Annotated in this window: 14 protein-coding genes and 2 tRNA genes; 5 read left to right on the top strand and 11 right to left on the bottom strand. The window is 61.2% G+C overall.

Annotated elements, in window-relative coordinates; all coding sequences use genetic code 11:
• Window positions 1-39: 39 nt before the first annotated feature.
• The 5 genes from GU3_RS08865 to GU3_RS08845 are packed head-to-tail and all read left to right on the top strand — an operon-like array spanning window position 40 to window position 4,576.
• Window positions 40-894, top strand: coding sequence for a hypothetical protein (locus tag GU3_RS08865; protein WP_041543062.1), 855 nt, complete (start codon window positions 40-42; stop codon window positions 892-894).
• The gene (locus GU3_RS16615; protein WP_014292190.1) at window positions 891-1,433 is read left to right on the top strand and encodes a DUF4376 domain-containing protein; all 543 of its coding nucleotides are present in this window, start codon (window positions 891-893) and stop codon (window positions 1,431-1,433) included. Before GU3_RS08865 ends, GU3_RS16615 begins: the two co-directional genes overlap by 4 nt.
• Window positions 1,430-2,326: a hypothetical protein gene (locus GU3_RS08855; RefSeq protein ID WP_014292189.1), complete on the top strand. Its 897-nt coding sequence runs from the start codon at window positions 1,430-1,432 to the stop codon at window positions 2,324-2,326. Before GU3_RS16615 ends, GU3_RS08855 begins: the two co-directional genes overlap by 4 nt.
• Complete coding sequence (locus GU3_RS08850; protein ID WP_014292188.1) at window positions 2,323-2,889, top strand: hypothetical protein; 567 nt, start codon at window positions 2,323-2,325, stop codon at window positions 2,887-2,889. The genes GU3_RS08855 and GU3_RS08850 overlap by 4 nt, the downstream gene beginning before the upstream one ends.
• Window positions 2,876-4,576: a hypothetical protein gene (locus tag GU3_RS08845; protein ID WP_014292187.1), complete on the top strand. Its 1,701-nt coding sequence runs from the start codon at window positions 2,876-2,878 to the stop codon at window positions 4,574-4,576. The genes GU3_RS08850 and GU3_RS08845 overlap by 14 nt, the downstream gene beginning before the upstream one ends.
• Before the next feature lie 600 nt (window positions 4,577-5,176).
• Here the strand turns inward: GU3_RS08845 and GU3_RS08840 are convergent.
• The 11 genes from GU3_RS08840 to tig all read right to left on the bottom strand — a co-directional run bounded on the left by GU3_RS08840 (window position 5,177) and on the right by tig (window position 17,151).
• Window positions 5,177-5,263: transfer RNA gene (locus GU3_RS08840), tRNA-Leu, on the bottom strand.
• 23 nt (window positions 5,264-5,286) lie between these two features.
• Window positions 5,287-5,360, bottom strand: a tRNA-Cys gene (locus tag GU3_RS08835).
• A 117-nt stretch (window positions 5,361-5,477) separates the two neighbouring features.
• Window positions 5,478-6,026 (bottom strand): CDP-diacylglycerol--glycerol-3-phosphate 3-phosphatidyltransferase, encoded by a 549-nt coding sequence (gene pgsA, locus GU3_RS08830; protein WP_014292186.1) that lies wholly within the window; start codon window positions 6,024-6,026, stop codon window positions 5,478-5,480.
• 48 nt (window positions 6,027-6,074) lie between these two features.
• Window positions 6,075-7,904 (bottom strand): excinuclease ABC subunit UvrC, encoded by a 1,830-nt coding sequence (gene uvrC, locus GU3_RS08825; RefSeq protein ID WP_014292185.1) that lies wholly within the window; start codon window positions 7,902-7,904, stop codon window positions 6,075-6,077.
• 36 nt (window positions 7,905-7,940) lie between these two features.
• Window positions 7,941-8,582 (bottom strand): UvrY/SirA/GacA family response regulator transcription factor, encoded by a 642-nt coding sequence (uvrY, locus tag GU3_RS08820; RefSeq protein ID WP_014292184.1) that lies wholly within the window; start codon window positions 8,580-8,582, stop codon window positions 7,941-7,943.
• A gap of 246 nt (window positions 8,583-8,828) precedes the next feature.
• Window positions 8,829-10,727, bottom strand: a complete 1,899-nt coding sequence (locus GU3_RS08815) for a SurA N-terminal domain-containing protein (protein WP_014292183.1) — start codon at window positions 10,725-10,727, stop codon at window positions 8,829-8,831.
• 112 nt (window positions 10,728-10,839) lie between these two features.
• Window positions 10,840-11,112: an HU family DNA-binding protein gene (locus GU3_RS08810; RefSeq protein ID WP_014292182.1), complete on the bottom strand. Its 273-nt coding sequence runs from the start codon at window positions 11,110-11,112 to the stop codon at window positions 10,840-10,842.
• A 165-nt stretch (window positions 11,113-11,277) separates the two neighbouring features.
• Window positions 11,278-13,629 carry an endopeptidase La gene (gene lon / locus GU3_RS08805; protein WP_014292181.1) on the bottom strand — a complete coding sequence of 784 codons (2,352 nt, stop codon included), beginning with the start codon at window positions 13,627-13,629 and terminating at the stop codon, window positions 11,278-11,280.
• 137 nt (window positions 13,630-13,766) lie between these two features.
• Window positions 13,767-15,047: an ATP-dependent protease ATP-binding subunit ClpX gene (gene clpX, locus GU3_RS08800; protein WP_014292180.1), complete on the bottom strand. Its 1,281-nt coding sequence runs from the start codon at window positions 15,045-15,047 to the stop codon at window positions 13,767-13,769.
• Window positions 15,048-15,129: 82 nt separating this feature from the next.
• A complete protein-coding gene (gene clpP, locus GU3_RS08795) occupies window positions 15,130-15,753 on the bottom strand; it encodes an ATP-dependent Clp endopeptidase proteolytic subunit ClpP (RefSeq protein WP_014292179.1) in 624 nt (207 codons plus the stop codon).
• Between the two features lie 87 nt (window positions 15,754-15,840).
• Window positions 15,841-17,151: a trigger factor gene (tig, locus tag GU3_RS08790; RefSeq protein WP_014292178.1), complete on the bottom strand. Its 1,311-nt coding sequence runs from the start codon at window positions 17,149-17,151 to the stop codon at window positions 15,841-15,843.
• Between the last annotated feature and the right edge of the window lies 1 nt (window position 17,152).

Here is a 17,152-nt window from a genome sequence, read left to right as displayed (position 1 = left end):
ACACCCACAAATGGAACAGCTACGGCTGATTGCCGATATGTGGCTAATGTAGACGTGCCGAGCATTTACCACACAGCCAACAAGCCCAGCAACGCAGACGTTGGCCTGAGCAACCTGCAGAACTGGTCATACAGCCACAGTTACACCGACGCCACCGGCGGTGCCACCAAATACGCCAGCGGCAAAGCGGTGGCCGATGCCTATAACGCCCTGAACAGCAGCAAGCTCAACGCCGCCAGCTACACCGCTGCCGACGTGCTGGCCAAGCTGAAAACCGTGGGTGGGGCCGCCTCGGGCCTGGACGCCGACCTGCTCGACGGCCAGCACGGCGATTATTACCGAGCCTGGGCCAACCTGACCGGCGTGCCGGCCGCCTTTCCGCCATCCAGCCATGCCCACACCTGGACCAGCATCACCGGCAAGCCAGCAACCTTTCCGCCCAGCAGTCATTCGCACCCCTGGAGCGAAGTGACCGGCAAACCAGCGACCTATCCGCCAGCCAATCATGGGCATTCATGGGAAGAAATTACCGGAAAACCAGAGCTCTTTAACCCAACAGGTGAAACCTTTGCCGACGGTAGTGGCTGGACAGTAATCGGTAAAGTCAACACTCCGAACGGCGTCAAAACCATGATTTTGCAATGGGGTTGGGCGAGAGGAATGAGCGGCCCAGGAACAACGAAGTACATCACTTTTCCTATTGCGTTCAATTGCCCCGTTGAACAAATACATGCCCAGGGAACAGGTTACCCCTGGAATACGTCCGGTGGCACTTCCAGTGTGATTAACGTAGCGCAAATACACTCTGTCACCACCGTGGGCATGAGAGTTCAGGACGGTGATACAGACAGTACTACTTTTGATATTTCATGGGAGGCAACAGGTTATATATGAACTATTACTACTCTCCTTTTTTCAACGGCTTTTACCCTGAATTCGCTACCGCTCCCGAAGACGCCACGCCCTGCCCCCGCGAGCGTTATCTAGCCACCCGCAACCCGCCGCTGGGCAAAATCCGCCAGCCCGGTGCCGACGGCCTGCCGGAACTGGTGGATGATCCCGCCTACCAGCCGCCTGGCCTGGCCGATTACGTGGCCAACAAACACGCCGAAATCAATACCTGGCGCGACAGCCAGGAACTGCTGCCGGTGGAGCACGCCGGCTACCGCTGGGATGCGGATCCCACCAGTCGCGCCCGTATCGAGTCGGTGCTGCTGGCCGGTGCCATGCCGCTGGATTACTGGACCGACGCAGACAACACCGACCGGCCCATGACCTTGGAGCAGCTGCGTGCCCTGTATGCCGCCATCGTGCAACAGGGCGGCCGCATTCACGACCGGCAGCGGCAAATGAAAACCGAAGTGGCCACCCTCACCACCATTGAAGCCGTGCAGGCCTACCCGGTCGGCTGGCCTATCGAGGAGCCGGCATGAGCTGGAGCCAACGCACCCTGACCTGGCCGCCGAGTGCGGCCAGTATTGAAACTGCCGCCGGCTCCGTGCTGGCCGGGCTACCCGCCGCCCAGCAGCAGGCAGTCAGCGCCTTAAGCAGCGCCGCCGGCGCGGTCAACTTCAAGCCCCATGCCCTGAGCGCCGAGGCCGCCGGCCTGCTGCAGCTGCGCGACCAGCTCAACCAGTGGCTGGTCAGCGGCCAGCGCCTCACCGTGACCCCCTACGACCACGACGTGGGCAGCCGGGAAGAAAGCGGTCATTACCTAGCCCCCGGCAACGCCGCCAAGCGCCTGGCCGACAAGCTGCAGGACAGCGCCGACCCCCACCGCCCCCAGGGGCAGCTGCAGGTGCTGGGCCTGCTGGTGACTGCCGCCACCCTGGGCGAGTTCGCCAATGCCCTGGAAAGCCTCACTCGCGTGCTGCCCATCCCGGAGCTGTGCACCTGCGCCCGCCGGGCCCGGGCCCGGGCCGAACTGCAACATGCCCAGACCCGAATGCAAACCCCAACCACCGGCATCACCCCCAAGTGGGTACCGGGTAGGCATAACGTCGCGCCCCTACGCCCGACCGCTGCCGCTCTGGGCGCACAACTGGCACAGCTCGAATCCCTCGCCGGCGATGCGCAAAGCCCCGTGGCCAAACTCACCGCCCTGGCCGCCAAGCGGGCCGGCTGGATCAGCCAACAACAGCAGGCCCTGGCCGAACTCAAGGCCGGGCTGAACGGCAGCCTTTACGCCCTGCAGGCCAGCGGCACCCCGGCCACCGTCGCCGCCAGCCTCACCGGCGGCCTGCCCGGCTATGAGCGGGCCCACACCGCCGCCGTGCTGCTGGCCTCTGACCAACCCCTGACGTTTTTCAAGGAGCTGCTGCCATGATTGCCCTCGACGGCGAACTGCTGCGCCTCAAATCCCCCCGCATCACCCTGAGCATGGAATTCAAGGAAAAGGACACCTCCGGGCAGACCTCCGGCACCAACGGCGCCGAACAGGGCGAAAAAGGCAAGGAGCTGCAAATCACCGGGCTGATCCCCTTCACCGACGCCATGGCCCTGGCCCGTCTGTTTGAACTGGCCCAGGACAAGGACGACGGCAACGCCCGCAAAATCTACCGCATTGGCTGCGAACTGGCCGAGGCAGTGAAGATCTACCAGGTGAAGTTCGCCGGCCGCATCATGGCCCCCGAGCAGGAAGGCCTTATGGCCTGGCGAGTGTCCTTCACCCTGCGTGAACACCTCTCCGTGCCCGAAAAGCGCGAGCAACGCGCCCCCAAACCCGAGGCCACCATTGCTCAAGGCACCGAGGGCGCCACCCCGGTGCAGCCACCGCCCGCCGAGGAAGAACAACAACGAGAACTGAGCAGGACTGAAAAAGTCTTGAAGTATCTTGACGACAAAGCAGCCGGGAAGAAGAAGGAAGAAGCACCAGATGAAGCTGAATAAACGCATCACCATCAACGGCGAAGAACGGCATCTGGTCAGTGATAAATGGCTGCTGGAGCTGTCTTCCGCCGGCCGCGGCTTTGTGACCGTGCAGGGCAGCGTGCAGACCAACACCCTGGTGCACTTCGACATGGGCTATGGCACCACCCTGCACCGCTGGTTTACCGGCGTGGTGAGCCGCGCCGAGCCCGCCGACAACGGCCACAGCCGGCTGCTGGTAAAGGAGCTGTCATGCGCCTTGGGCTTCCGGTTTACAATGAGCCAGCAGCACGCCACCTTCCGCAGCGTGATCACCGAGCTGGCCGAAGAGACCGGGCTTAACTTCGTGCTGCCAAGCGCCGACTACGTCGACACCCCCATTCCCAACTTCACCACCGCCGGTACCGGCGCCCAGCTGCTGCAGAACGCCGGCCGGGCGTTTCAAATTCCCGAGTTCTGCTGGTACCAGCAACCCGATGGCAACATTTACGCCGGCAGCTATCAGCACTCCCGCTGGCCTTCCCGAGCAGTAAGCCTGGAAGCCGAACTCACCAGCCAGCAGGCCGGCGGCAACAGCCTCACCATGCTGGTATCACCAGTCATACGCCCCGGCGCCCTGGTCAACGGCCAGCGCATCACCCACCTGGAATTCGATGGCACCAACATGACCCTGCGCTGGCAGGGCAAACAGAAAACCGCCCAGCAGCGGCAAATGGAGAAGAGCTTTCCCGAACTAGCCGCCGGCTTTCACCTGCCGGTGTTCGGCCAAGTGGTGGCCGCCTCCGACACAGCTCAAGCCGGTGAGCTGAACGACCCCTTCCGCCCCCGCTATGCCGTGGACGTGCAGCAGCTGGACGAGAACGGCCAGCCCGACGCCGACGTGCCGGTGTTTAAGGCCGTGCCCGTTCCCGTGCTGTTCGGCGGCCCCGAGCAGGGCCAGTTTCAATACCCGGTGGAAGGCACCCTGGTAGAGCTGGGCTTTGCCTTTGGGCGCGCCGATCAGCCCTTCATCCGCACCCTGCTGGGCAGCGGCTGGTCACTGCCAAACATTCAGCCCGGCGAACAGCTCACCCAGCAGCGCGGTGAGGTGTATCAGCGCACCGACAACGCCGGCAACCACACCCTGGCCACCGACCAGGCCATTCACCACATTGCCGCCCAGCTCAGCCAGCAGGCCGACGACTACCAGGGCGAGTTCGGCAACCAGCACACCACAGTGGCGCAACACAGCACCGAAGACGTGGCCGGCCGCAAACGCATAGAGGCGCTGGGTGCCATTGAACTGCTCGCCGGCGACGACCTCACTCTGGCCACCCTGGCCAACCTGCATCAGGTAACCGCCGGCGAACGAGTGGACGTGACCGGTGCCGACTACCAGCACAGCGTGGGCGGCAACAGCACCACCACCATCGCCGGCGATGAGCAGCGCACCACCCAGGGCAACACCACCGAGCAGATCACCGGCACCCGCAGCAGCACCGCCCAGGCCCAGGTGATCAAGGGCAACAGCATCGTGCTGGGCAACGGCACCCACAACCTGCTGGCCCTGATGATCAGCATGATGGCCGAGGTGCAGAGCGCCCTGCAGAAGCTCGACGGCCACACCCACCCCAACCACAACACCCCGCCCAACGTACAGGGCCAAGTGGCCAGCCACGCCGGCAACGTGGGCACCATCAAGGGCAACCTGCAGAGCTTCACCGGCTAAGCCCCACGCACCCACCCAGGCGGCCCACAGCGGCCGCCTTCTTGTATCCGCACCCCAGCAGCACCCGGGCCGGCGCCGCCACGGCAAACGCCCACGCACGCGCTCGCCCCACGGAAACCGCGCTCCTCCGCGCCCGCCTTCGCGCTTTGCGTCATAAAAATTGTGAAATTCTGCGGGTGTGCAAAACCCACCGCCAGCCCCCGCCGTTATTGGGATCTCGCGTTGATCTGAGGATCTGCAACCAATGAAGGAAATTGCACGAAAATGAAGGAATTACAGCGCCGGCAGATCACCGGCAGGATCAGTAAAGCCCCGCCGTGACTGGCCTTCGTGCCGTTTACGTGGGAAAGATACCGAAAAACAAATAATGCGGGGCAACAACCAAACTGGCTGCAAAGTCAGAGTCTGACTGGGGTTCGCTGAAATCATGCAAAGGAAGAAAATTTCAATCCGCTTCACTCGGCTACGCATGCCCAGAGAAGACAAACCGGTGGCAGGCAAAAAAGTTCTGCTGCCATTTTGCTGCCAATTCATGGCAGTTGGTGCAATTGAAAATATGAGGGAGAGCGCTTAAATCGTTGCTAAGTGCTTGATTTTCAATGGTGCCCGGAGCGGGACTTGAACCCGCACGCCCTTGCGAGCGAGGGATTTTAAATCCCTTGTGTCTACCGATTTCACCATCCGGGCGTAGACGTTTTCGAGAAGAGAGATGGAGGCGCGTTCCGGAATCGAACCGGACTAAACGGATTTGCAATCCGCTGCATAACCACTTTGCTAACGCGCCAAAGAGAGGTCGTTGATATGGCTGCATTTTAATGGCGAACGCGGCTCAGTCAACCGTTAATCGGTGTTTCTCGTCCGTTCGCACACTTTTTATGCGCAAGCGCGGCTTTTACCCTGTTTATTCACTGCGGGTCAGATCACCCCAGGCCGCTTTCAAATAGTCATAGGCGGAGAACAGGGTCAGGCCGGTGGCCACGTAGAGCAGCACATAGCTGGCCCAGATCATGTAGATGCTCTGCTGCCAGATAAGGCCGATCAACGCCAGCATCTGAATGGTGGTTTTCCACTTGCCAATCCAGCTGACGGCCACCCGCGAACGCTGGCCGATTTCCGCCATCCATTCCCGCAGGGCGGAAATAATGATTTCCCGCCCTATCATGAACATGGCCGGAATGGTCACCAATGGGCTGCTGTAGTCTTCCACAATCAGCACCAGCGCCGCCGCCACCATTACCTTGTCGGCCACCGGGTCGAGAAAGGCGCCAAAGGGCGTGCTCTGCTTCAGCCGGCGGGCCAGAAAGCCGTCGAGCCAGTCGGTGGCCGCTGCCAGGGTAAAGATGGCGGCGGCCCAGAAATAGGCCCAGTCGAACGGCAGGTAGAACAGCACAATGAAGACAGGGATCAGCAGAATGCGAAAAAACGTCAGGGAGTTGGGGACATTTATCATTGTTATTTAAACCAGAATACGATGCCGATACATGGTGCATGATGAGACTCAGTGATGCAACGCATCGTGGATCTTTTCTGCCAGGGCCCGGCTGATGCCGGGTACCTTGGACAGCTCATCCACACTCGCCCGCTTTACTTCCTGCAAGCCACCCAGGTATTTTAGCAGGGCCTGGCGGCGTTTGGCACCCACTCCGGGAATGGCCTCCAGGCTGCTGGTGGTACGCGCCTTGCCCCGCTGGGCCCGGTGGCCGGTAATGGCAAAGCGGTGGGATTCATCACGAATATGCTGGATCAGGTGCAAAGCCGGCAGATCAGCGGGCAAATGGCGTTCCTCGTGGCTGTGGCCCATGATCAGCGTTTCCAGCCCCGGCTTGCGGGTCACTCCCTTGGCCACCCCCACCAGCATTGGCTGTTTCGGGCTGTCGGCGAGCGCCTCGCTCACCACCGCCTCGGCGCGGCTGAGCTGGCCCAGGCCGCCGTCGATAAACAGCACGTCCGGCAGGGTGTCGGGATCGGCCCCCTCAAAGCGCCGGCTCAGGGCCTGCGCCATGGCGGCGTAGTCGTCGCCGGGGGTAATGCCGCTGATGTTGAAGCGACGGTAGTCGCTCTTGCGGGGGCCGTCCTGGTCGAACACCACACAGGAAGCCACGGTTTTCTCGCCCATGGTGTGGGAGATGTCGAAGCATTCCATACGGGCAATCTCCCCCACTCCCAGCACCTCCTGCAACTGCGCCAGGCGCTGGCGCTGGGTGCTGCGGTGCGCCAACCGGCTGGCCAGGGCGGTTTCGGCGTTGGTGCAGGCGAGCTTCACAAAGCGGGCCCGCTCGCTGCGCACGGCGCTGCGCAAGCGCACGCGGCGGCCGTAATGCTGGCTCAGGGTATCACCCAGCACGGTTTCATCGGGCAGGGTGCGGTCCAACAGCACTTCCGCGGGGGCTTCCCGGCCATTGATGCCGGAGAGGTAGAACTGCAGCACAAAGCTTTGCAGTATTTCCTCGGCATCGGTGTCGGGGGCCATTTTGGGAAAATAGCTGCGCCCGCCCAGCACCTTGCCCTGGCGAATAAACAGCACCTGCACGCAGGCCTGGCTGCGCTCCAGGGCCAGGCCAATCACATCAAGGTCGTCCAGCACGTTGCCGCTGACGAACTGCTGCTCCTGCACTCGGCGCAGGGCCAGCAGCTGATCCCGAAACCGGGCGGCATCCTCAAAACGCAGTTCCCGGCTGGCCAGCTCCATGCTGTCGGCCAGATCGGTCAGCACCTGCTGGTTCTTGCCCTGTAAAAACAGCCTCGCCAGTTGCACCTGGTGAGCATACTCCTCATCGCTCACCAGCCCCGTTACGCAGGGGCCGGCACAGCGCTTGAGCTGGTACAGCAAACAGGGCCGGCTGCGGTTGGCATAGACGCTGTCTTCGCACTGGCGCACCGGAAATAGCTTCTGCATCAGGTGCAGGCTTTCGCGCACCGCATTGCCGTTGGGATAAGGACCGAAATATTCGCCCCGCTTATTGCGTGCGCCACGGTGGATGCCAATGCGCGGGTGGGTGTGATCGGAGATCAGAATATAGGGGTAGGACTTGTCGTCCCGCAGCAGCACATTGTATTTGGGCAGATGCTGCTTGATCAGGTTGTGTTCAAGGATCAGCGCCTCGGTTTCGGTGTGGGTCACCGTGACCTGCACATCGTTAATCTGTCGCACCAGGGCCCGGGTTTTCTCGCCGCTGACGGTGGCGCGAAAATAGGACGACAGCCGTTTTTTCAGGTTTTTGGCCTTGCCCACATAGATCACCTCGCCCCCGGCGTCATACATCAGGTAGACGCCGGGCTGCTCGGTCACGACCTTGAGAAAGGCCTTGGCATCAAAGGGCTGGCTCATAACGGGCTGGATGACACGGGTTTCACGGGAACCGCGTCAGATCTTTTCCGCGTCGAGCATGCCGTAGCGAATGGCCAGGTGGGTCAGCTCCACATCACCATTGATATTGAGCTTGCTGAACAGCCGGTAGCGGTAACTGTTCACGGTTTTGGGGCTGAGGTTGAGCTGCTCGGAAATGTCGGTCACGCGCTGGCCGCGGGTGATCATCAGCATGATCTGCAGCTCCCGCTCCGACAGCTCCTTGAACGGGTTTTCCTCGTTGGAAAACTGGCTCAGGGCCATGCGCTGGGCAATTTCCGGTGACAGATAACGCTGGCCGCTGTGTACCAGACGAATGGCGTTGATCATCTCTTCCGGCCCGGCGCCCTTGGTCAGGTAGCCGGCGGCGCCCGCCTGCATCACCTTGGTGGGGAACGGGTTTTCGGTGTGAACGGTGAGGACAATGATTTTCACATCGGGATTGAAACGCAAAATCTTGCGGGTGGCTTCCAGCCCGCCGATGCCGGGCATGTTCATGTCCATCAGAATGACATCAGGATGATGCTCGCGACACCACTGCACGGCTTCTTCGCCGCTCTTGGCCTCGCCCATCACCTTCATTCCCTTGACATCTTCCAGTATGCGTCGGATCCCTGTGCGCACTAACTCATGGTCATCAACCAGGAATACGTTTATCAAAGCTGTTCTCCGACTGCTGTAACCTGCTTAGCATATCTCAATTACCCATGCTTCGCATCTAAACGAAAAATGCAGGCCGAACAAAAACATTCAGCCGCGGGGGACACCCTTAGTATCAAATCGGCAGGGGCTTGGCAACTCGCGCCGCCCATAAAGCAAGGCGAAACGGGAAAATGTGACGGTGGCCAAATGGCAAAACGGGCGCCGAAGCGCCCGTTGATGATGGTCTGAATGTCGCTGACAGTATCAGAAGAAGCTGTCGTCTTCGCTCTCAAGCTGGCGGTATTCGATCTCCGCCGCCGCCTTGAGGGCCGCGATCAGGCTCTGATAGTCCCGCTGGCCCTGAACCCGGCCCTGGCCCTGGCGTACCAGCGCCAGCTGGTCGGACGGGCTGTCGGGCGTGGTCACCGCGTTCAGGCGCAGCACCGCCAGATCGCCGCCCATCAGGGTTACAGTCCGCAGGCTCGGCTGCTCAGCGGGCGCCGGCATGGCGAACAGGGCGTTGAGCAGGGCCGGATCCTGGGCGCTTTCCCGGGTCACGTCGGCCAGCTCAGTCACGGTCAGCTCGCGCTCGGCCAGCCAGCCGTCAATCCCGCCCTCGGCCCACACTTGCTCCAGCTCGGCAGCAGCCTGTTGCGCCAGCTCGGCGGCCTTGTCTTTCAGCGCCAGTGCCCGAGCCTCGGCCTTGACCTCATCAAAGTCGCGCACCGCGGCCGGGCGGTAGTCCAGCACGCGGATCACCGACGCCTGGTTGTCACCCAGCTCAATCAAATCCGAGTTCATGCGCTGCTCACGCAGCTCAACGGAGAACGCCTTGCCCACCAGGCGCGGATCCTGTAACTCGTCGGGCAAGGCATCCGCCGACACAAAGTCGGTGGAGTGTACGGTCAGACCCAGCTCGTCGGCGGCCATGTCGAGGGCGTCGGGAAACTCGAACGCCAGCTCCGCCAGTCGCTGCTCACGCTGGTAGAAGTCGTCTCCGGCCTGATCGGCGGCCAGCCGCTCGGCAATGGCGTCACGCACCTCTGCCAACGGCCTGGTCTGGGCCGGACGAATGTCCAGCAGCTTGATCAGGTGCAGGCCAAATTCGCTTTCCACCACGCCGGACAGGTCGCCGGCCTCGGTCAGGTCAAAGGCAGCCTGGTCAAAGGCGGGATCCAGGGTGCCGGCTTCCATCCAGTCCAGCTCGCCGCCGTCGGCACCGGTAAAGGTGTCATCCGACTCGGTTTTGGCCAGCTCGGCAAAGTCTTCGCCCGCCGCCAGCCGTTCGGCAATGGCCTGAATGCGCGCTTCGGCCCCCTCCCCCTTGCTCACCATGATATGGGCCACCCGACGCTGCTCGGCTTGGGTATAGCTGGCCTGGTTGGCGGCGTAATAATCTGCAATGGCCTGGGGGTCGATATCCGCGGCAGAGACGGTGTTGGCATTGAGCAGCACATAGTTGAGCTTCACCTGTTCGGGACGCTGGAAGCGCTCCGGGTGTGCCTGATACCAGGCCTGTGCCTCTTCCTCGCTCACCTCGGCGCCGGCTTCAAACTGCGCCAGCGGCAGGCGTACCAGGCTGGCACTGCGCTGCTGGCGGGTCAGACGGTCCAGCAGACCAGCCTCGCTCTGCAGCGAAAATGCAGAGCCGACCACGGCATTGAGCAGCATCTGGCGGTTCAGATCCTGGCGAATGCTGTCGCGCAGTTGCTCCGGGCTCAGGTTGTTGCGGCTCAGCAGTTGCAGGTAGCGGTCGTTGTCGAAACGGCCGTCTACCTGAAATTCCGGCAGGGCGCGAATGGCGTTACGCACCTGGTCATCGCTGGCACGCAGCCCCAGCTCGGCAATTTTCTGGTCGATCAGCTGTTGCTCCACCAGTTGCTCCAGCACCGAGCGGCGAATTTGCGCCACGTAGGCGGGATCGGCCAGCAGCTGGCTGAACTGCTCACCCAGCTGGCTTTCAAGGCGGGCGCGCTCGTTGCGGTAGGCGTTTTCCAGGGTCTGGGCCAGGATCTCGTCGCCGTTGACCACGGCAGCCACTTCCTGGACCGGACGGGTGACGTAGCTGCCCACGCCGGCCAGGGCGAAGGACAATATGATGGCGCCCAGTATGATCTTGGAGGTGGTGCCCTGGGCCCCCGCTCTCAATTTGTCAAAAAACATAAGTCGTTATTGCTCCCGATGGCGCCATGGCGCCGGTGCCGAAAAAAAAGCGCACCACGGGATGCGCCTTGTTCGGAGTCAGTATACCGGCTGTGATGCCGGCGTGCTGATGTCAGTTAACGGCGTCTTTCAGTGCCTTGCCGGCCTTGAAGGCCGGGGTCTTGGCAGCGGCAATTTCAATGGTGGCGCCGGTTTGCGGGTTACGGCCGGTACGGGCGGCACGCTCGCGTACTTCAAAGGTGCCAAAGCCAACCAGAGAGACAGAGTCACCGTCTTTCAGGGTTTCGGTAATCGCTTCCACGAAGGCGTCCAGCGCACGGCCGGCAGAGGCCTTGGTGATGTCGGCGCCGTCGGCGATTCTGTCAATCAGTTGAGATTTATTCACGGTCATTCCCCTTGTTCATTATTTGGTGTTGGTCGGGTGACACCACCCTGTTATTGGAGTGCGCGATCCGGATTCATCCTGACCGGACCGCCACAAAAGCTTTCCAAGGCTACTGCGAGTCTCGGCCACTGACAAGCCTCAAACCACGGCCCGGGGCGAAAAAGCTCAGGCCGAGGCCACCGCAAAGCCCTCGGGCGGTTGCTCCAGCGCCAGCTCCAGCACCTCGTCAATCCAGCGTACCGGGTGAATTTCCAGATCGCCCTTGACGTTGTCCGGAATTTCTTCGAGATCCCGCTCGTTTTCCGCCGGTATCACCACCCGCTTGATGCCGCCCCGGTGGGCCGCCAGCAGTTTCTCTTTAAGGCCGCCGATGGGAAGCACTTCACCGCGCAGGGTGATTTCGCCGGTCATGGCCACGTCGGCGCGCACCGGGTTGCCGGTGAGGCTGGACACCAGGGCAGTACACATGGCGATGCCGGCGCTGGGACCGTCCTTGGGCGTGGCACCCTCGGGCACATGCACGTGAATGTCGCGCTTTTCGTAAAAATCGGCGTTGATGCGCCACTTTTCGGCACGGGAGCGCACCACCGTCAGGGCGGCCTGAATGGATTCCTGCATCACATCGCCGAGAGAGCCGGTGTAGCTGAGCTTGCCCTTGCCCGGCACATTGGCCACTTCAATGGTCAGCAAGTCGCCGCCCACCTCGGTCCAGGCCAGACCGGTGACCTGCCCGACCTGGTTGCTTTCTTCCGCCTTGCCGTAGTCAAAACGGTGCACACCCAGGTAGTTTTTCAGGTTGCCACCATTGATAACGACCTGTTTGATGTCTTTGTTGAGCAGAATTTCCTTCACCGCCTTGCGGCACAGCTTGGAGATTTCCCGCTCCAGGCTGCGCACCCCGGCTTCCCGGGTGTAGTAGCGGATGATGCCGATAATGGCGGAATCTTCCACCACCAGCTCGCTTTCCTTCAAACCATTGCGGCTGATCTGCTTGGACAGCAGGTGACGCTTGGCAATGTTGAGCTTTTCGTCTTCGGTGTAGCCCGACAGCCGGATCACTTCCATCCGATCCAGCAAGGGGCCGGGAATGTGCATGGAGTTGGAGGTGGCCACAAACATCACGTCGGACAGGTCGTAATCCACTTCCAGGTAGTGATCGTTGAAGCTGTGGTTCTGCTCCGGATCCAGCACTTCCAGCAGCGCCGAGGCCGGGTCGCCGCGCATGTCGGACGACATCTTATCGATTTCATCGAGCAGGAACAGCGGGTTGCGCACGCCTACCTTGGCCATTTTCTGGATCAGCTTGCCGGGCATGGAGCCGATGTAGGTACGGCGGTGACCACGGATTTCCGCTTCATCGCGCACCCCGCCCAGGGCCATGCGCACGTACTTGCGGCCGGTGGCCTTGGCGATGGACTGGCCGAGGGAGGTTTTGCCCACGCCGGGCGGTCCCACCAGGCACAGGATGGGCCCCTTCAGCTTGTTGGTGCGGGTCTGCACCGCCAGGTACTCGATAATCCGTTCCTTGACCTTTTCCAGACCATAGTGATCGGCATCAAGGATTTCTTCGGCCTTGGCCAGGTCTTTTTTCACCTTGGACCGTTTCTTCCAAGGTACCGAGATCATCCAGTCCACATAGCCGCGCACCACGGTGGCTTCCGCCGACATGGGCGACATCATTTTCAGCTTGGCCAGCTCCGCCTCGGTCTTTTGCCGGGCTTCGTCGGTCATGCCGGCGTCTTCGATTTTCTGCTGCAGCGCCTCGAACTCGTCGGGCACCTCGTCCAGCTCGCCGAGCTCTTTCTGAATGGCCTTCATCTGCTCGTTCAGATAGTACTCGCGCTGGCTCTTTTCCATCTGCTTCTTGACCCGGGCACGAATGCGGCGCTCGACCTGCAGCAGATCCATTTCCGCTTCCATCATCGCCATCAGGTATTCCAGGCGCTCGCCAACCCCGACGATCTCCAGCACCTTCTGCTTGTCTTCCAGCTTCAGCGGCATGTGGGCGGCCATGGTGTCGGCCAGGCGGGCAGCGTCCTCAATGGCGGACAGCGAGGTCAGCACCTCGGGAGGAATTTTCTTGTTGAGCTTGATGTAGCCTTCAAACTGGGTGATGGCGGAGCGCACCAGCACTTCCTGCTCGCGTTCGTCCAGCGGCTCGGTAGCCAGGTACTGGGCCTCGGCCACAAAGTAGCCGTCTTCTTCCCGCAAGGCTTCCAGGTGGGCACGCTGGGCGCCTTCTACCAGCACCTTGACGGTGCCGTCGGGCAGTTTGAGCATCTGCAGCACATTGGCCACGGTGCCGACCTGGTAGACATCGTCCACACCCGGATCGTCGGTGGAGGCATCTTTCTGGGCGATCAGCAGTACCTTCTTGTCCTGCTCCATGGCCGCTTCCAGGCAGCGAATGGATTTTTCCCGTCCCACAAACAGCGGGATGACCATGTGAGGATAAACCACCACATCCCTGAGAGGCAGGACGGGAGTTTCGATGCGTTCGGAACGCTCTAGGGTCATAGTGTCCTCTCGGCTTGAATGCAATTTATTAGCGCTTGGGTGAGTATATGGGGGCGGGATCGCAAGATTCAATCGCTACGGCGGCAAAAACGGAAAAAGGGGCAAAATGCCCCTTTTTCAGGTTAAAAAAGCCGCGTTCAGTCGCCGGAAGCGGCCTGGGCTTCGCCCTTCTCGTAGATGAGAATGGGATCGGACTCGCCCTTGATCACGGTTTCGTCGATCACCACCTTGGACACGTCATCCATGGACGGCAGGTCATACATGGTGTCGAGCAGCACCGCTTCCACAATGGAGCGCAGGCCCCGGGCACCGGTCTTGCGTTCCATGGCCTTGCGGGCAATGGAGCGCAGGGCATCGTCGCGGAACTCCAGCTCCACGTCTTCCAGCGCGAACAGGGCCGCATACTGCTTGGTGAGGGCATTCTTGGGCTCGGACAGGATCTGCACCAGGGCGTCTTCGTCCAGCTCGGTCAGGGTCGCTACCACCGGCAGACGACCGATGAACTCGGGGATCAGGCCGTACTTGACCAGATCTTCCGGCTCCACCCGAGTGAAGATTTCACTCAAGGATGCCTTCTGATCCCGGGCCTTGACCTCGGCGCCAAAGCCGATGCCAGTACCATGATCCATGCGCTGCTCCACCACCTTGTCGAGACCGGCAAAGGCGCCGCCGCAGATAAACAGGATCTTGGAGGTATCGACCTGCAGAAACTCCTGCTGCGGGTGCTTGCGGCCGCCCTGAGGCGGTACGGAAGCGACGGTGCCTTCAATCAGCTTGAGCAGCGCCTGCTGTACGCCCTCGCCCGACACGTCCCGGGTAATGGAGGGATTGTCGGACTTGCGGGAAATCTTGTCGATTTCATCGATATAGACAATGCCGCGCTGGGCCTTCTCCACATCGTAGTCACACTTTTGCAGCAGCTTCTGAATGATGTTCTCGACGTCTTCCCCCACATAACCGGCTTCGGTCAGGGTGGTGGCGTCGGCCATGGTAAAGGGCACATCCAGCAGCCGGGCCAGGGTTTCGGCCAGCAGGGTCTTGCCCGAGCCGGTGGGACCGATGAGCAGAATGTTGGACTTGCCAAGCTCCACCCCGTCGGTGCTGGTGGCGTTGCGCAGGCGCTTGTAATGGTTGTATACCGCCACCGCCAGTACCTTCTTGGCGTGGTCCTGACCGATAACATAATCGTCCAGGTGGGCACGGATCTCGTGGGGCGTAGGCAGGGCGTCGCCGTCACGCTTGGGCGAAATATCCTTGATTTCTTCCCGAATGATGTCTTCGCACAGTTCGACACATTCGTCACAAATATAGACGGAAGGGCCGGCGATCAGCTTGCGTACTTCGTGTTGGCTCTTACCGCAAAAGGAACAGTACAGCAGTTTGCCGCCGTCCCCTTCGCCCTTGCGTTTGTCTGTCATTCAGTCACCTCTTGTGGATGCAGCGCGGGGCTTAGCCCTGTCGGCTCTACTGCACAGTGTACAGCACCCCGCCCCGCTTTGCTCAGTCGCGCTTGAGAAGCACCTGGTCAACCAGGCCGTATTCTTTGGCCTGAACCGCCGACATGAAATTGTCGCGGTCGGTATCACGCTCGACCACCGACAGGTCCTGGCCGGTGTGCTCGGCCAGCAGCCGGTTGAGCTTGTCCTTGATATAGAGAATTTCCTTGGCGTGGATCTGGATGTCCGACGCCTGTCCCTGAAACCCGCCCAGGGGCTGGTGGATCATCACCCGGCTGTTGGGCAGCGCAAAGCGCTTGCCCGGCGCACCACCGGCGAGCAGGAAAGCCCCCATGGAGCAGGCCTGGCCCATGCACACCGTGCTTACGTTCGGCTTGATGAACTGCATGGTGTCATAGATGGACATGCCCGCCGTTACCGAACCGCCCGGCGAGTTGATATAAAGGTAAATATCCTTTTCCGGGTTCTCCGACTCCAGGAACAGCAACTGGGCGCAGATCAGGTTGGCCATGTGGTCTTCCACCTGACCGGTGAGGAAGATCACCCGCTCCTTCAGCAGTCGCGAGTAGATATCGTAGGAACGTTCGCCCTTGGCTGTCTGCTCCACCACCATGGGGATCAGGGCGGCCAGGGGCCCGTCCATCATCGGATTCTGGTTGTCTGACATAGATTCTTGTCCCTAAAACAAAATGGCCCGAGTGCACGTACACTGGGGCCATTATACGCAAGAGCTTGATGCTTAAGTCAAATGATCTTAAGCGCCCATGCCCGGCTTGTTCATCACCTCGTCAAAGGACACCTGCTTGTCGGTGACCTTGGCCTGAGCCAGCACGAACTCGATGGCCTGATCTTCCACCGCCAGGCTGCGCACGTTTTCCAGCAGCTGGGGGTTGTCGTTGTAGTAGGCCACCACTTCGGCCGGATCTTCGTAGGCAGACGCCATGGAAGCGATGATTTCCTGCACCTTGGCATCGTCTGCCTTGATCTCGTTGGCCTTGATCAGCTCGCCCAGGATCAGTCCCACGCGCACGCGGCGCTCGGCCTGATCCTTGAACAGCTCGGCGGGCAGTTGCGGGGCGTTTTTGGCATCCAGGCCGCCAAAGCGCTGCAGCGCCTGCTTGCGCAGGGTATCCACTTCGCTGTCGATCAGGGACTGGGGTACGTCGATGGCGTTCTGCTCCAGCAGACCGTCGATCACCTGCTCCTTGACGGACGCCTTCAGGGCCTGGCTCAGCTCGCGCTCCATGTTCTTGCGCACTTCGGCTTTCAGGCCATCCACGGTGCCGTCGGCAATGCCGAAACGCTTGACGAACTCTTCGGTCAGCTCGGGCAGTTGCTGGGCTTCCACCTTGGTCAGGGTGATGGCGAAGCTGGCGGGCTTGCCCTTCAGGTTTTCGGCGTGGTATTCCTCGGGGAAGGTCACCTCAATGGTGAACTCGTCACCGGCTTTCTTGCCCAGCAGGCCGTCTTCAAAGCCCGGGATCATGCGGCCAGAGCCCAGTACCAGCACGAAGTCGTCGGCCTTGCCGCCTTCAAACTCTTCGCCGTCCACGGAGCCCACGAAGTTCATGGTGACGCGGTCACCGTCTTCGGCGGCGCGGTCGGCTTCGGTCCAGTCGGCGTGCTGCTTGCGCAGGGTGTCGATCATCTTGTCCAGATCGGCGTCGGTCACTTCGGCCTGGGGCTTCTCAACGGCCACGGCGTCCAGGCCGGTCACGGCCACTTCCGGATACACTTCAAAGGTGGCGGTAAAGGTGAAATCTTCACCGGTCTTGATAGGGGCAGGCTCCATGGTGGGCATGCCGGCCGGGTTGAGCTTTTCGCTCATCACGGCTTCAAAGAAATTGCGCTGCATCAGGTCGCCGGCCACGTCGGCTTCCACGGAAGGGCCGAACATTTTCTTGATGACGGTCAGCGGGGCCTTGCCAGGACGAAAACCGTCGATGCGGCGGGTCTTGGCCAGCTGACGCAGACGGTTGTTCACTTCGCCGGTTACCTGCTCGGCGGGAACAGTGATGGTCAGGCGGCGCTCCAGGCCCTGGGTCGTCTCTACAGAAACTTGCATT

It is taken from the genome of Oceanimonas sp. GK1 (genome assembly GCF_000243075.1).
In the GTDB taxonomy this organism is placed as follows: Bacteria; Pseudomonadota; Gammaproteobacteria; order Enterobacterales; family Aeromonadaceae; genus Oceanimonas.
The sequence above is the reverse complement of the archived record's forward strand: the minus strand, read 5'-3'. Positions and strand labels throughout refer to the sequence as shown.

What these genes read in the sequence shown, in the direction of transcription:
- GU3_RS08855 (WP_014292189.1), top strand. Translation starts at nt 1,430, where the DNA reads ATGAGCTGGAGCCAACGCACCCTGACCTGGCCGCCGAGTGCGGCCAGT.
- uvrC (WP_014292185.1), bottom strand. Translation starts at nt 7,904, where the DNA reads ATGAGCCAGCCCTTTGATGCCAAGGCCTTTCTCAAGGTCGTGACCGAG.
- GU3_RS16615 (WP_014292190.1), top strand. Translation starts at nt 891, where the DNA reads ATGAACTATTACTACTCTCCTTTTTTCAACGGCTTTTACCCTGAATTC.
- GU3_RS08845 (WP_014292187.1), top strand. Translation starts at nt 2,876, where the DNA reads ATGAAGCTGAATAAACGCATCACCATCAACGGCGAAGAACGGCATCTG.
- lon (WP_014292181.1), bottom strand. Translation starts at nt 13,629, where the DNA reads ATGACCCTAGAGCGTTCCGAACGCATCGAAACTCCCGTCCTGCCTCTC.
- clpX (WP_014292180.1), bottom strand. Translation starts at nt 15,047, where the DNA reads ATGACAGACAAACGCAAGGGCGAAGGGGACGGCGGCAAACTGCTGTAC.
- tig (WP_014292178.1), bottom strand. Translation starts at nt 17,151, where the DNA reads ATGCAAGTTTCTGTAGAGACGACCCAGGGCCTGGAGCGCCGCCTGACC.
- pgsA (WP_014292186.1), bottom strand. Translation starts at nt 6,026, where the DNA reads ATGATAAATGTCCCCAACTCCCTGACGTTTTTTCGCATTCTGCTGATC.
- clpP (WP_014292179.1), bottom strand. Translation starts at nt 15,753, where the DNA reads ATGTCAGACAACCAGAATCCGATGATGGACGGGCCCCTGGCCGCCCTG.
- GU3_RS08815 (WP_014292183.1), bottom strand. Translation starts at nt 10,727, where the DNA reads ATGTTTTTTGACAAATTGAGAGCGGGGGCCCAGGGCACCACCTCCAAG.
- GU3_RS08850 (WP_014292188.1), top strand. Translation starts at nt 2,323, where the DNA reads ATGATTGCCCTCGACGGCGAACTGCTGCGCCTCAAATCCCCCCGCATC.